This window comes from Methylohalomonas lacus, from assembly GCF_024808875.1.
Lineage (GTDB): Bacteria > Pseudomonadota > Gammaproteobacteria > Methylohalomonadales > Methylohalomonadaceae > Methylohalomonas > Methylohalomonas lacus.
Map to the genome: position 1 here is coordinate 53,573 of NZ_JANUCT010000008.1, position 14,508 is coordinate 68,080.

The window sequence follows — 14,508 nt, forward strand, 5'->3', positions numbered from 1 at the left end:
CCAACCGACTAGATGGAATGACTAATACGCTACTGACTGAAAAAGCATTTTCCGATCTTCCGCTGCACGACGACCTGCTCCGGGCACTGACCGACGCCGGTCTGACCCACTGCACGCCCATCCAGGCCGAGACCCTGCCGCTGATGCTGACAGGCCGAGATATCGCCGGCCAGGCGCAGACCGGGACCGGCAAGACCGCCGCCTTTCTGCTCGCGACCTTCAACCGTCTGATCAACAATCCGCCGGCGGCCGAGCGCCGCGTCAACCAGCCGCGCGCGCTGATGATCGCGCCGACGCGTGAACTGGCCATCCAGATTCACAAGGATGCACTGCTGCTGAACAAGTATGCCAACTTCCGCATCAGCCTGGTCTATGGCGGCGTCGACTACGACAAGCAGCGCGACGAACTGCGCGAGGGCGTCGACATACTTATCGGCACGCCGGGGCGCCTGATCGACTACTTCAAGCAGAAGGTCTACGATCTCAAGGCCGCCGAGATGATGGTGCTCGACGAGGCCGATCGCATGTTCGACCTCGGTTTCATCAAGGACGTGCGCTACCTGCTGCGGCGGCTGCCGCCGGTGGACCAGCGCCAGGGCCTGCTGTTCTCGGCGACCCTGCCGTACAAGGTCACCGAGCTGGCCTACGAGCACATGAACAATCCCGAGCTCATCAAGGTGAACCCGGACCAGGTCACCGCCGACAAGGTGACCCAGGTGCTGTATCACGTCTCGAAAGAGGAAAAGATTCCGCTGCTGCTGGGACTGCTCAAGCAGATGGACCCGAAGCGCACGATCCTGTTCGTCAATACCAAGCACGTCGCCGAGAAGGTCTGGGGCTACCTCGAGGGCAACGGCTTCCAGGCCGCAATCCTGTCCGGCGACGTGCCGCAGAACAAGCGCCAGAAGATGTTCCAGCGTTTTTCCGACGGCGAGCTGGCGATCCTGGTCGCCACCGACGTGGCCTCGCGCGGCCTGCACATTCCAAATGTCAGCCATGTATTCAACTACGATCTGCCGCAGAACGCCGAGGATTATGTCCACCGCATCGGCCGCACGGCGCGTGCCGGTGAAGCCGGTGACGCGGTCAGCCTTGCCTGTGAGGAGTACGTCTACTCGCTGATGGAAATCGAGGAATACATCGGTTACAAGCTGCCGACCCAGCCGGTCAGCGACGAAATGCTGGAAACGAATCCGGCCGCACCGGTACGGCGCGAGCGTAGCAAACCGCCGGCGGGTCGCAGTGGCGGTGGCCAGCGTCGCGGTGGTGGCGGCAACCGGCGCAGCGGTTCCGGCCGGCGCGACGGCAGCCAGTCAAAGCCGTCCGGCCGCTAGACGATTCAGGCGAGCAGGCGTCCCAGCCACTCGCCGATCTCGGCGATTTCTTCCATGCACACCGAATGCGGCATCGGGTAGTCATGCCAGATCACGTCATAACCCGCTTCCTGTAGCTGGTCGCGGCTGGCCTGGCCGTGGCCCATCGGAATGATCGGATCCTCGCGGCCATGCTGCAGCAGGATCGGCGTCTCCTGGTTGGCCGGACTCGCCTCGGCGGCCAATGTGTCTGCCAGCGGCAGGTAGCACGACAGGCCGAGAATGCCGGCCAGCGGCTGGCTGTAACGCAGGCCGCCGTACAGTGCCACCGCGCCGCCCTGGGAAAAGCCGGCGACGACGATCTTGTTGCTGGGAATGCCCTGGGCGATCTCGGTGTCGATCAGTGCATGCAGGAAGCGACCCGATTCAGCGATGGCGGCGGCGTCTTCCATTTGCGTCAGATCCGGGCTGCGCACGTCGTACCAGGCGCGCATTTCCATACCGCCGTTGATCGTTACCGGCCGCTTCGGCGCATGCGGAAAAATGAAGCGCGCGCCCAGCGCCGGCTCCAGGTTCATCTCCGGGACAATCGGCTCGAAGTCATGACCGTCGGCGCCGAGGCCGTGCAGCCAGATGACGCTGGCGCGATGTACGCCGACGGCCTCGATGATAACCGGGGTTTCCTGCTGCGGGGCTGTATCGTTCACGTGGACTCCGGGGAGGCGGGCTTGAATGGCGCGCTATCGTCGCAGCTGTTTCACGGCTTGGCAAGGCAGCCTTTGCGGGGCGAATCTGCTATGCTCGCCGACCTGCCAATAGCCACGAATTGTCACAACCCGAACAAGAGGAATTGCCGCATGCCGCGTCGATACATCGCCTGCCTGAGCATACTCGGTCTGCTGGTCGCTCTGGCCGGCTGTGGCCAGAAGGGGCCGCTGTACATGCCGGAAGAGACACCGGACTCGCAGTCCGGCGATCAAGCCGAAGACTGAAATCCCATGTCCTGCCTGAGTTACCGCGACGCGCAGCTGTGCGTCGAGGATGTCGCCGTCGCCGATCTTGCCGCGCGTTTCGGTACGCCCTGTTACGTCTATTCACGCGCCCGGATCGAGGCGAGCTGGCGCGCCATCGACGCCGCCTTTGGTGCACAGCCGCATCGCGTTTGCTATGCGGTCAAGGCCAACTCCAATCTTGCCGTGCTGAACGTCCTGGCACGACTGGGTTCCGGTTTCGACATCGTCTCCGTCGGTGAGCTTGAACGCGTACTGGCGGCCGGTGGCGACGCCGCCAACGTGGTCTTCTCCGGCGTCGGCAAGCGCAGTGACGAGATGCGCCGCGCCCTTGAGGCCGGTATCCGCTGCTTCAACGTCGAATCGGTTGCCGAACTCGAACGCCTGAACCAGGTTGCCGGCGAGCTGGGCCGGAAAGCGCCGATCGCGCTGCGCGTGAATCCGGACGTCGATGCCGGTACGCATCCCTATATCGCCACGGGCATGAAGGAAAACAAGTTCGGCATCGCCCACGAGCAGGCGCTGGATGTCTACGCCCAGGCGGCGACAATGGCGCACATCGAGATCGTCGGCATTGCTTGTCACATCGGCTCGCAGATCACCCGGACCGAACCGTTCCACGACGCGGCGGCGCGCGTTCTGGCGCTGGTCGCGGCGCTGCGCGAGCGCGGCATCGAACTGCACCATATCGACTGCGGCGGTGGTCTGGGCGTTTGCTACGAGGACGAGACGCCACCACCGGCGGCCGACTGGATCGCTGCCCTGCGTGCAGGCCTGGGCGACAGCGGTCACGAACTGATCGTCGAACCCGGCCGTTCGATCGCCGCCACTGCCGGCATCCTGGTCACCCGGGTCGAGTACCTGAAGCCGACCGCGGCGAAGCACTTTGCCGTGGTCGATGCGGCCATGAACGACCTCATGCGCCCGGCGCTGTACGGCGCCTGGCAGCGCATCCTGCCGGTGCAGGAAAACAGCACTGCGCCGGCGGCGCTGTACGACGTGGTCGGGCCGGTGTGCGAGAGCGGCGACTGGCTCGGCAAGGACCGCGAACTGGCGATCCGGGCCGGCGATCTGCTGGCGATCGGCGAGGCCGGCGCCTACGGTTTCGGTATGAGTTCGAACTACAACACGCGGCCGCGCCCGTGCGAGGTCATGGTCGACGGCGCACACTGCCAGCTGGTGCGCGAACGCGAAACGGTTACCGAACTGTTCGCTGGCGAGCGGGTGCTGGGTGGTTGATTGGTGACTGGCCATTAGTAATTGGTGATTGGCAAGGCCGACTTTTGCGGAAGTGCATCAACCAGCAGCGCGGAGCGCACTTCGGTACGAACCGGAGACATACGGTCTGGTGGCTGAAGCTGGGCGTGTGGCCGGAACGGATTGAACCGGGCCATCCCGAACAGAATGGCCGGCATGAACGTCTGCACCGGACCCTGAAGGCGGAGGCGACCCAGCCGGCGTCAAAGCACCGGCGCGGCCAGCAGCAACGGTTTGGCCGGTTCCGGAAGGTCTACAATGAGCAGCGGCCGCATGAAGCCCTGGCGGGCCGGACGCCGGGGCAGGTGTACCAGGCGTCATTGCGGCCCTATCCGGCGCGCCTGCCGGCGGTGGCTTATGACGACGACGTCGCGGTCCGGCAGGTGCGCAACAATGGCCTCATCAAGTGGCGCGGCGAACTGTACTTCGTCTCCCAGGCCCTGATTGGGGAGCCGGTGGGACTGACCCTCGTGGACGATGAGCGCTGGCAATTGCAGTTTGCCGGGATGCCGTTAGGCTTACTGGATACACGACTGGGCCGGGTCATCCGCCCAGCTTGAATGTGTAACCCATGTCCCCGGTTTAATGTGTTACCGATGTCTCCGACCCGTACAGGGGGTGAATTAAACAGCCTCGATAATTCAATCACCCCCACCCCCGTATCAGGTACGGGGCAGGCTCTGACCCTCCCCCCGTCTAGGGTGAGGGAATGAAATATAACTGGTGGTTGATTGGCTAATTTGTTTAATGGTTATTGGTATTGGATTTTATCTTGACGTAGGAGCAGCGACGGTCACGCTTTTTTAATCACCAATCATGCATCGCATCCCCGAACCGGAACTGATGACCGACCCGGAACAGGCGCGGGCCTATGCCGCGGCCGACTTCAGTGAAGCGCACGACCACTTCATTGACCAGTTCCGCGCCCATTTCCCGGACTTTGCCGGCACCGGCGTGGTGCTCGATCTGGGCTGCGGTCCGGCCGATATCAGTATCCGCTTTGCCCGTGCCTACCCGGACTGTCACGTGCTTGGCATCGATGGCGCCCGTGCCATGCTTGACGAAGGTGCACGGGCGGTTACAGCGGCCTGCCTGCAGGCGCGCATACAACTGCAGCAGGGTTACCTGCCGGGCCTGGCTTTGCCGGCGGGCGATTACAGTGCCGTCATCAGCAACAGCCCGCTGCACCACATGTGCCAGCCAATGTTTTTCTGGCAGACTGTCCTGAAAGTCTTGCCGGTCGGTCAGCCGCTGTGCGTGATGGACCTGGTACGGCCCGAGGATACGGCGGCCGTTGATCGACTGGTCGCACACCACGCTGCTGACGCCCCGGCGGTTCTGCGGCACGATTTCCGCCATTCCCTGCTGGCGGCCTACCGGCCGGAGGAAATCGACCGGCAACTGCACACGGCCGGTCTGGCGCATTTGAGTGCAGAACGCATCAGCGACCGCCACTGGCTGGTGGCCGGTGCGCGCTAGAATGCACAATATTGGTGCGTTAATGGCGCATTTTGCACCAAAATAGACTTAATCAGCGAGCCGCCCTGATTGTAAGTACTTAAAATCAGGGGCATTCGCCCCGAACGATTCATGGCATGCTATATGCACTAATACTGTCCCGAATTGCTATTGAAATTGTCTTATCAGCCACTTGGTTCATAGATGAGGCGTGAAGGACGCAAATATATAAAGCGGTGAATACCGACTGAGGAGATGCAACAAATGTCTAAAGACAAGGTCCTGGAACTGATTAAAAAGAGCGACGCCAAGTTCGTCGACATGCGTTTTGCCGACACCAAGGGCAAGGAACAGCATGTGACTATCCCGGCCAGCACCGTCGACGAGGATTTCTTCGAAAACGGCAAGATGTTCGACGGTTCGTCAATCGCCGGCTGGAAGGGCATTAACGAATCCGACATGGTGTTGATGCCGGATACGGAAACCGCTTTTGTCGATCCGTTCTTCGATGACGCCACCATCAACATCCGCTGCGACGTGCTCGAGCCCTCGACCATGCAGGGCTATGAGCGCGATCCGCGTTCGCTGGCCAAGCGTGCCGAGGCCTATCTGCAGTCCACCGGTATCGCCGACACCGCTTTTTTCGGCCCGGAGCCGGAATTCTTCGTATTCGACGACGTCCGCTGGGGCTCGAGTATTCAGAGTTCGTTCTACGAGATCGATTCCGACGAGGGCAACTGGAATTCCGAGCGCGTGTTCGAGGAAGGCAATATTGGTCACCGGCCCGGCATCAAGGGCGGCTACTTCCCGGTGCCGCCGGTCGATTCGCTGCACAATATCCGTGCTGCCATGTGTCAGACGCTGGAACAGATCGGTATGCCGGTCGAGGTACACCATCACGAAGTGGCGACTGCCGGTCAGGGCGAGATTGGCACCAAGTTCAATACCCTGGTGAAAAAGGCCGATGACCTGCTGGCGCTGAAGTATGTCGTGCAGAACGTGGCGCACGGTTTCGGCAAGACCGCGACCTTCATGCCCAAGCCACTGGTCGGTGACAACGGTTCCGGCATGCACGTGCACCAGTCGCTGGCGCGCGATGGCAAGAACCTGTTCGCCGGCGAGAAGTACGGTGGCCTGTCGGAAACGGCATTGCACTACATCGGCGGTATCTTCAAGCATGCTCGCGCGATCAACGCCTTTACCAACGCCAGCACCAACAGCTACAAGCGTCTGGTGCCGGGCTTTGAGGCACCGGTCATGCTGGCCTACTCGGCACGTAACCGTTCGGCGTCCTGCCGTATTCCGTGGGTCTCTAGCCCGAAGGCACGCCGTATCGAGATGCGTTTCCCGGACTCCAGCGGCAACCCGTATCTGTGCTTTGCCGCACTGATGATGGCCGGTCTCGACGGCATCCAGAACAAGATCGATCCGGGTAACCCGATGGAAAAGGATCTCTATGATCTGCCGCCGGAAGAAGAGCTCAGCATCCCGACCGTGGCCACCTCGCTGGAAATGGCGCTGGAAGCCCTGGACAAGGACCGTGAGTTCCTCACTGCCGGTGGTGTGTTCACCGACGACATGATCGACGGTTACCTGGAATTGAAGAAGGAAGAAGTCACGCGCCTGCGCATGACCACGCATCCGGTCGAGTTCGACATGTACTACAGCCTGTAACCGGCCGCAGCAGTCCCTGGAGTCCGAAAACCCCGCCGCTGGCGGGGTTTTTTTATGGCTGCTGTTCGTGGCAGCGCCGACACCGCCGCGAAGCAAGGGGTCGGCTCTCGCGCTGCAATCATTTTCCCGGTCCGGCCCGGGGGGCTCCTACGAGGGTATTTGGTCAATGGTGATTCGTGATTGGCAATGCCTGCCATTGTGGCTGCGAATTCTGAATCCCGTAACTCTCCAGAGGATGTTTGATTGTTCCTTGACATCAAAACAGGGTCGATCACGCTATTTTGGTCACCAGTCACCAGTCACCAGTCACCAGTCACCAGTCACCAGTCACCAGCCTGTGGCACCTTTCACGATCAGCGACGGGTCCGGCAGAACTATACGCGTGACAATTCATCCAAACTTGTGTACCCGTAATGTCTGGGATAAGCTCAAACAATGCATAAGTTACTGTTTCCTTCGGGATTGCTGCTCGCGCTGGTGCTACTGCCGGTAGCTGCGGGGGCAGCGATCTACAAGAGCGTCGACGAGAACGGCAATACCGTCTTTTCCGATCAGCCGTCGCCTGGCGCCGAGCAGATCGAGAAAAAGCAGGTGCCGACCGTGCCCGCGGCGGTACCGGATGTGGACTTTGATGATTCCGCTGAGGGCGAACAGCAGGAACAGGCCGGTGACGCTTACAGCCTGCGCATCGCCAGCCCGGAACATGACAGCGCGGTGCGTGAAAACGCCGGCAACATCACGGTTAATATTGCGCTTGAGCCGAACCTGCGACAGGGACACGAGGTCGTGCTGTACTTGGATGGCGAGGAAGCCGCGCGCGGCAGCATGTCGAGTTTCAGTCTGGCCAACATCGACCGAGGCACGCACAATCTGACTGCAGCCGTGTTCGACGCCAGCGGCAACGAGCTGGCCCGCTCCGACAGCACTGAGTTCACCATGCAGCGCCGTTCCAGGCTGCAGAATTCGCCCGAGAACCCGGCGCCTAACACCTCGGCACCGGAGGGGACACCGACCAATCCGCCCGACGGCAGCAGTTCCGGGCAGAATCCGATCACGCCCAATAACCCCGGCCCGACTCCCACCAACCCGCCGCGTCCGCCGGCACGCTGAATGCCCGGCGCCAGCGGCGCCCAACCATCCTTTGCACCAATCCGGCAAGTTGGTCTGCATCTTGCTGGTTATTTGGTATGACTTTCGATGCCCTTAATGGCACATTTATAAGTGCCTGATAATAATGTTTAATTATTACAGACCGCGAGACACCATCGAGACCGCTTGGCACGAACGCACTAAAATAGTGCAAAATGATTCAACAATGACCAGCCCCTTGCCCTTGGTACGGACGATCTTCGACAACCTCACCACCGCGGTGCTGGTGTTCGATGCGCAGTTGCGTGTGCAAACGATCAATACCGCGGCCGAGAACCTGCTATCAACCAGCGTACGCAAGACGCAGGGCCAGACGCCGGCCGAGGTTCTGCCGCTGGCGCCCCAGTTTGCCGAGGCGGTGGCGCGTGCCCTGGATTCCGACCACGCGTTCACCGAGTGGGGCATGGAATTGCAGCTCGTCGACGGCAAGAATCTTGTTGTCGACTGCATGATCACACCGCTCGTCGACAGCAATGAAACCCGCTCGTCGCGGGTGATCGTGGAACTGGTTAGCACGCACATGCATTCACGTATTGTGCGGGAGGAAAACCTGCAGTCGCTGCATGACACAGCGCGCGAGTCGATGCGTGCGGTGGCGCATGAAGTGAAAAATCCCCTGGGCGGACTGCGCGGCGCCGCGCAGTTGCTGGAACGCGAACTCGACGATGACGGGCTGAAGGAATATACCCGCATCATCATCAGCGAGGCGGATCGTCTGCGTAATCTGGTCGATCGCATGCTCGGCCCGAACAGCAAGCCGTATTTCGAGCAGCTCAATATTCATGAAGTGCTGGAATACATTTGCAGCCTGATGGAAGCCGAGACCGACGGTGCCTTCACCGTAGAGCGCGTTTACGACCCGTCGCTGCCGGAAGTCAGTGCCGACCGGGAAAAGCTTATCCAGGCGATTCTGAACATTGTTCGCAACGCCTGGCAGGCCGCCGGGCCGCAGGGCCAGGTCACGTTGCTGACCCGGCCGCAGCGGCTGTTCACCATTGGTCAGAAAGTGCACAAGCTGGTCTTCCGCATCGAGGTAATCGATGACGGTCCCGGTATTCCACCGGAGATCGGTGCCGGAGCGTTTTATCCCCTCATCACCGGCCGTGCTGACGGTACCGGCCTGGGACTGTCGATCGCACAGTCCCTGATTCATGAACATGGAGGCCTGATTGAATATGAGCGTCGTGACGGGAAGACCGTATTCGGCATCTCAATCCCATTGGAGTGAGCGGTTTATGAGCGAAAGCAAGACAATATGGATCGTTGACGATGATCGCTCGATTCGCTGGGTGCTGGAAAAGGCGTTGGCGAAGGAGTCATTGGAAACCCGCAGTTTCGATAACCCGCGCGAGGTCCTGTCTGCACTGGAACGCGAACGTCCCGATCTGATCATTTCCGATATCCGCATGCCGGAGGGCGATGGCGTGAAAATGATGGAGACGGTCAAGGAGCGGGCACCGGAAGTGCCGGTCATCATCATGACCGCGTATTCGGATCTGGACCGTGCCGTGTCGGCATTTCGTGGCGGCGCCTTCGAGTACCTGTCAAAACCATTCGACGTCGACGAGGTGCTGAGCCTGGTCAACCGGGCGGTGCGCCAGCAGGAGATACCGGCCACCAGCGCGGATATGGACAGCAGCGCGATCGATCCGGAAATCATCGGGTCGGCACCGGCGATGCAGGAGGTCTTTCGCGCCATCGGCCGATTGTCGCGTTCCAATCTCACGGTGCTGATCACCGGCGAGTCCGGTACCGGCAAGGAGCTGGTCGCGCGAGCGTTGCATCGGCACAGCCCGCGCGCCGACAGTCGTTTCATTGCCCTGAACACGGCCGCCATCCCGCGCGAGCTGCTGGAATCGGAACTGTTCGGCCATGAAAAAGGGGCGTTTACCGGCGCGACGGCGCAACGCATCGGTCGCTTCGAGCAGGCCCACGGCGGTACGCTGTTTCTCGACGAGATCGGTGACATGCCGGCGGAACTGCAGACGCGCCTGCTGCGCGTGCTCGCCGACGGCGAGTTTTACCGTGTCGGCGGCCATACCCCGATCCGGGTCGACGTGCGCGTCATCGCCGCAACCCACCAGAACCTTGAACAGCGCGTCAAGGAAGGCAGTTTCCGCGAGGACCTGTTGCACCGACTCAACGTGATTCGCGTGCATGTGCCGTCACTGCGCGAACGTCGCCCGGATGTCACTGTTCTGGCTGAGCATTTTCTGAAAAGCGCCGCCCGCGAACTCGATGTCGAACCGAAACAGTTGTTACCGGAGACGGCCGATTTTCTGAATAAACTGGACTGGCCCGGCAATGTGCGCCAGCTCGAGAACTTCTGTCGCTGGGTGACGGTCATGGCCTCGGGCCAGCAGATCCATATTGATGACCTGCCGCCGGAACTGCGGGAAAATACCGCCGTCTCCAGCAGCAGTGCGGACTGGGAAAGCATGTTGCGAGCCTGGGCCGAGTCGACCCTGCAAAACGGCAACGATCACCTGCTCGACGATGCCGTGCCGCGGTTTGAACGCATCATGATCGAGACCGCCCTGAAAATGACCGGCGGCCGGCGCCAGGATGCGGCCAGACTGCTCGGTTGGGGCCGCAACACGCTGACGCGCAAGATCAAGGAACTCGACATGGAGCTGTAGGCATTCGCCGCTGAACATCTGTCAGTGGCCGGATCGCTGCACGCCTACCCACAATGCGCCGGTTCTGGCGGCGTTATTTGCCAACCGCTGTTTTTGATGCGGCCGCCCGGCCGGTGGGCAGTTGTTTTCCATCCTGGCGCACTGTGCCGGATTTTTCGGTACGATGACGGCTACAAGGCTGACATCAAAACAATACGCACCCGTGCCGGAATCCAACCTGTTGACCTGCCTGCCCCGACTGCTCGCCACGCTGATGTTGTGCGGCGTTGTCATTGCCGTGCAGGCCGACGACGCTACTGGCGACAACGCCGGGCTGCGTCGAGCCCAGATGCTCAGTTTCAACTGTTTCACCTGTCACGGGCCGGAGGGGCAGGGCAGCGGTGAGATTCCGGCGCTTGCCGGGCGCGCGGCGGATGAGCTGAAGGCCAGGCTGCAGGCCTACAAGCGCGGCACCAAACAGGGCACGATCATGAACCGTATTGCGCGTGGCTACAGTGACGCCGAGATCGACATCATTGCCGATTATTTCGCGGAGCTTGAGCGTGAATAGCCAGCGGCGCCGGTTTCTGCAGACGCTGGCGGCGATGGGGGTCAGCGTTACTGCTGCGCCGTTGTTCGCCGACTGCAAGTGTCTCGGTGGCGGTCGCGTGGTGATCGTCGGCGGCGGCTACGGCGGCACGACCTGCGCCCGCTACCTGCGCCGGCTGAATCCGAAGATCGAGGTGCTGCTGGTCGAACCGGACGCCCGTTATACGAGCTGTCCGTTCAGCAATCTGATGCTCGCCGGCATCGAACCGTTACCCGAGCTGCGTCACGACTACCGCTCGCTACAGGACGATCACGGTGTGCGTGTCATCCACGACTGTGCGGTCGGTATCGATACCGACATACAGGTCGTCAAGCTCGCCAGCGGCGCCTGGCTGACCTACGATCGTGCCGTGTTCTCTCCTGGCATTTCGTTCATGTGGGATTCGCCGGTCGGTTATAGCCGCGATACCGTGACAGCCATGCCGCATGCCTGGAAGGCCGGTCGTCAGACCCGCATTCTGCGCGACCAGTTACGCGCCATGGACGACGGCGGCGTCGTCGCAATCGCCGTACCGCCGAAACCCTTCCGTTGCCCGCCCGGCCCGTACGAGCGGGCCGGTCTGATCGCCTGGTACCTCAAGCAGCACAAGCCGCGTTCGAAGGTGCTGATACTCGATGGCAATGAAACCTTTTCCAAGCAGGATGTTTTCGAGGAAGCCTGGGCACAGCTATACCCCGGCATGATCGAACGTGTCGGTGTGTCCGGTTACGGTGCCGTTACGCGCGTTGATCCGGCAACGAATACGCTGTTTACCGAGACCGACCGGCATCGCGTCGATGTCGCCAACGTGATCCCGTCACAACAGGCCGGTCGCATCGCTCTTGAGACCGGCCTGGCCGACAATAGCGGCTGGTGTCCGATCGACCCGCATACCTTCGAGTCGAGCCAGCTGCCGAAGGTGCATGTCATCGGCGATGCCAGTATCGCCTACCCGATTCCGAAATCGGCCTCGGCGGCCAACAGCGAGGCCAAGCTGTGTGCCCTGGCCATCGTGGCGCTGCTGGCGGATGAGGCGCCGCCGCCGGCGTCTCTGCACAACACCTGCTACAGCATGGCGGCGCCGGACTACGGGTTCTCCGTCAATGGCATCTACGATGTGCGCGACGGTAAAATCAACGCCATCGACCGGGCCGGCGGCGTTAGCCCGCTGGCCGCGCCGGCATCAGTTCGTGCGCAGGAGGCCCGACATGCCCACGACTGGTACGCCAGCATCGTCCGCGACAGCTTCGGCTGAAGCTAGTCGGTGGCCGCCGCCAGCAGCGTGGGCAGTCCCTCAAGATCGCTTAAAGTATGCAGCGGCCTGCCCGGCAGTTCCTCGGTAATCCCCTGGCGGCGGTTGATCCAGACACAACTCAGGCCGAAATAGGCGGCGCCGGCAATATCCCAGGCATTGGCGGACTGGAAACTGATGCCGGCCGCCGGTGGGCCGAAACGGTCGACCGCCAGTTCATAGACCCGCGGCGACGGCTTGTAGATGCGCAGGCTGTCAACCGTGAGAATGTCATCGAGCCAGTCGCCGATGCCGCTGTGCTCGACGCAGGACCGCATCATGGCGCTGGTGCCATTGGTGAGGATGGCAACGCCGTAGCCCTGCTGCTTGAGCGTGCGCAGAACGCCCGGCACTTCCGGGTAACAGTCGAGGCGGTTGTAGGCGTCCAGCAGGTCAGTGCGTAACGCCGGGTCGTCGATAGCCGCCTGGCGCAGGGCGTAGTCGAGCGAATCGGCCAGTACGCGCTCGAAGTCGGCGTATTCACCCATCAGGCTGCGCAGCCAGGTGTACTCAAGCTGCTTCTGGCGCCAGGTCGCGGAAACGGCCTCCGCCTGTGCACCGACGCGATCACGCAGCCGCGCGACCGCCGAGTGGACGTCGAATAGCGTGCCGTAGGCGTCGAAGACACAGGCGTGGGGGTGCTGTTCGTACATGTCAGTTCTCCAGCCAGCGGTCCAGCTGGATTGCGGTGACCCGTGCCAGGAAAACCAGCAGTTCCAGTTCCGGGCCGCGCCGGTACCGGTCGCGCTCGCGGCTGCCGATCGCCAGCAGGCCATCCCACTGGTGGCCGGTGATCGGCAACAGGACGCTGGCATGCATTTCGGCCGCCGCAGCCCGGTCGAACATCAGCGGCAGGTGCTCGGCCTGCAGGCTGTCCAGCAGGGGCTGGCCGCGGTTGAACAGTTCCGCCAGCAACAGCCGCAGCTTGTCGTTACGGCCACGGACTTCGATCAGTGGCCGGTTCTGGAACGGGTTGTGGTCGAGAAACAGGAACAGGCGCGCGGCGTCGGCGTCATAGCCGTCATGCAGGCAGTCCTGAAGGAAGTCGCAGACCGTGTCGGGTTGTGCCGCCGTGAGCATCGCCACGACAAGCTGGTGGACTTGCCTGGACAATGCCTGTAAGTCACGCTGGTTGCGACTCAGCCTGTCGAGCTGCTGACGATAGCGCCGGTGCTCGCTGCGCAGCCGGGCCACCTGGCGTTCGACCAGGGAGCTGACGCCGGCCGCAGTAGCATGCGGAATTTCCAGCTCGGTCAGCAGATCGGGTCGGTTACTGAGAAAATCCGGGTGCTGGCGCAGATACTCGGCGACGCGCGCTGCATCCAGTTCGGCACTGGCGCATTTGCTGTCCACCTTGCTCATGGGTCATCTCCCGTTTTGCGGCAGTCGTCGGCGCGGGCATCAGGCGGATGCCGGCAATCATTGTTACCCGTGTGCGGCTTGATAATCAATTGCCAACCGGCCATGCGTCCGCCTGTCGGGTGGCCAGCGCAGAGCAATTGCCTGCCGGGAACCGGTTCCCTACAATTCGCCGTTCAGAATATCACCCGAACCGAGAGAGTATTAGTCCATGTCCGATGTTATTAATTTCCGTACCGGCGAAGCCACGGTTTTCGCCGCCGAGGGCCAGTTGACCGACGCCATGCCCGAGATCGTACTCGGCAGCGTGCATGGCCCGGTCGGTAACGCCTTTGCCACCCTGATGGGGCAGTCCGAGGGGCATACCCGCATGTTTGCCGTGCGCGCAACGAATCAGCAGGTCAAGCCGGCCACGCTGATGGTACCGAAGGTCACCATCAAGTCGATGGAATACGCCAATCTGTTCGGTGGCCCGATGCAGTCTGCAGTGGCCGATGCGGTGCTGGATTGCGTCATCGATGGTACCCTGCCGCGCGACCAGGTGAACGAACTGGGCATTATTGCCATGCTCTGGATCGACCCGGAATGCGTCAAGGATCCGAACCTGGACCGCAAGGATCTGTACCGTACCAACTACGAGGCGATGAAACTGGCGGTCAAGCGGGCGATGGACAACGCGCCGTCGATTGAGGAACTGATCGCCAACCGCAACAAGATTCATCACGAGATGTATAACCCGGAAACCGGCGAGTCGATCTGGTGATTGGGTTGACTGGTTGATTGGTCAGGT

General features: G+C 61.7%; 15 protein-coding genes. 12 read left to right on the forward strand and 3 right to left on the reverse strand.

Going from position 1 to position 14,508, the window contains the following annotated elements; translation table 11 throughout:
• Nucleotides 1-17: 17 nt before the first annotated feature.
• Nucleotides 18-1,334, forward strand: a complete 1,317-nt coding sequence (gene rhlB, locus J2T55_RS07015) for an ATP-dependent RNA helicase RhlB (protein WP_259055133.1) — start codon at nucleotides 18-20, stop codon at nucleotides 1,332-1,334.
• A 5-nt stretch (nucleotides 1,335-1,339) separates the two neighbouring features.
• Here the strand turns inward: rhlB and J2T55_RS07020 are convergent, their stop codons facing one another.
• Entirely contained in the window at nucleotides 1,340-2,020 is a 681-nt protein-coding gene (locus J2T55_RS07020) for an alpha/beta hydrolase (RefSeq protein ID WP_259055134.1), read from the reverse strand.
• Between the two features lie 150 nt (nucleotides 2,021-2,170).
• Here J2T55_RS07020 and lptM point away from each other — a divergent pair, with 150 nt between their 5' ends.
• The 10 genes from lptM (at nucleotide 2,171) to J2T55_RS07070 (ending at nucleotide 12,323) form a co-directional block, all read left to right on the forward strand.
• The gene (gene lptM / locus J2T55_RS07025) at nucleotides 2,171-2,305 is read left to right on the forward strand and encodes an LPS translocon maturation chaperone LptM (RefSeq protein ID WP_259055135.1); all 135 of its coding nucleotides are present in this window, start codon (nucleotides 2,171-2,173) and stop codon (nucleotides 2,303-2,305) included.
• A 6-nt stretch (nucleotides 2,306-2,311) separates the two neighbouring features.
• Nucleotides 2,312-3,562, forward strand: coding sequence for a diaminopimelate decarboxylase (lysA, locus tag J2T55_RS07030; RefSeq protein ID WP_259055136.1), 1,251 nt, complete (start codon nucleotides 2,312-2,314; stop codon nucleotides 3,560-3,562).
• Nucleotides 3,563-3,606: 44 nt separating this feature from the next.
• The gene (locus J2T55_RS07035; RefSeq protein ID WP_259055137.1) at nucleotides 3,607-4,140 is read left to right on the forward strand and encodes an integrase core domain-containing protein; all 534 of its coding nucleotides are present in this window, start codon (nucleotides 3,607-3,609) and stop codon (nucleotides 4,138-4,140) included.
• Nucleotides 4,141-4,396: 256 nt separating this feature from the next.
• Nucleotides 4,397-5,059 (forward strand): class I SAM-dependent methyltransferase, encoded by a 663-nt coding sequence (locus J2T55_RS07040; protein WP_259055139.1) that lies wholly within the window; start codon nucleotides 4,397-4,399, stop codon nucleotides 5,057-5,059.
• Nucleotides 5,060-5,302: 243 nt separating this feature from the next.
• A complete protein-coding gene (gene glnA / locus J2T55_RS07045) occupies nucleotides 5,303-6,712 on the forward strand; it encodes a glutamate--ammonia ligase (protein ID WP_259055141.1) in 1,410 nt (469 codons plus the stop codon).
• A gap of 435 nt (nucleotides 6,713-7,147) precedes the next feature.
• Nucleotides 7,148-7,822 (forward strand): DUF4124 domain-containing protein, encoded by a 675-nt coding sequence (locus tag J2T55_RS07050; protein ID WP_259055143.1) that lies wholly within the window; start codon nucleotides 7,148-7,150, stop codon nucleotides 7,820-7,822.
• 205 nt (nucleotides 7,823-8,027) lie between these two features.
• Nucleotides 8,028-9,089, forward strand: coding sequence for a nitrogen regulation protein NR(II) (gene glnL / locus J2T55_RS07055; RefSeq protein ID WP_259055145.1), 1,062 nt, complete (start codon nucleotides 8,028-8,030; stop codon nucleotides 9,087-9,089).
• 7 nt (nucleotides 9,090-9,096) lie between these two features.
• Nucleotides 9,097-10,500: a nitrogen regulation protein NR(I) gene (ntrC, locus tag J2T55_RS07060; protein WP_259055147.1), complete on the forward strand. Its 1,404-nt coding sequence runs from the start codon at nucleotides 9,097-9,099 to the stop codon at nucleotides 10,498-10,500.
• Between the two features lie 163 nt (nucleotides 10,501-10,663).
• Nucleotides 10,664-11,050, forward strand: a complete 387-nt coding sequence (locus J2T55_RS07065; RefSeq protein WP_259055149.1) for a c-type cytochrome — start codon at nucleotides 10,664-10,666, stop codon at nucleotides 11,048-11,050.
• On the forward strand, nucleotides 11,043-12,323 hold the full coding sequence (locus tag J2T55_RS07070; RefSeq protein WP_259055150.1) for an NAD(P)/FAD-dependent oxidoreductase: 1,281 nt from the start codon (nucleotides 11,043-11,045) through the stop codon (nucleotides 12,321-12,323). The genes J2T55_RS07065 and J2T55_RS07070 overlap by 8 nt, the downstream gene beginning before the upstream one ends.
• A gap of 2 nt (nucleotides 12,324-12,325) precedes the next feature.
• On the opposite strand, the gene J2T55_RS07075 is transcribed toward J2T55_RS07070, so the two are convergent.
• Entirely contained in the window at nucleotides 12,326-13,012 is a 687-nt protein-coding gene (locus J2T55_RS07075; protein ID WP_259055153.1) for a haloacid dehalogenase type II, read from the reverse strand.
• Nucleotide 13,013: 1 nt separating this feature from the next.
• Nucleotides 13,014-13,721 (reverse strand): DUF484 family protein, encoded by a 708-nt coding sequence (locus J2T55_RS07080; protein WP_259055155.1) that lies wholly within the window; start codon nucleotides 13,719-13,721, stop codon nucleotides 13,014-13,016.
• A 208-nt stretch (nucleotides 13,722-13,929) separates the two neighbouring features.
• Here J2T55_RS07080 and fae point away from each other — a divergent pair, with 208 nt between their 5' ends.
• Nucleotides 13,930-14,481 (forward strand): formaldehyde-activating enzyme, encoded by a 552-nt coding sequence (fae, locus tag J2T55_RS07085; RefSeq protein ID WP_259055157.1) that lies wholly within the window; start codon nucleotides 13,930-13,932, stop codon nucleotides 14,479-14,481.
• The last annotated feature ends 27 nt before the right edge of the window (nucleotides 14,482-14,508 follow it).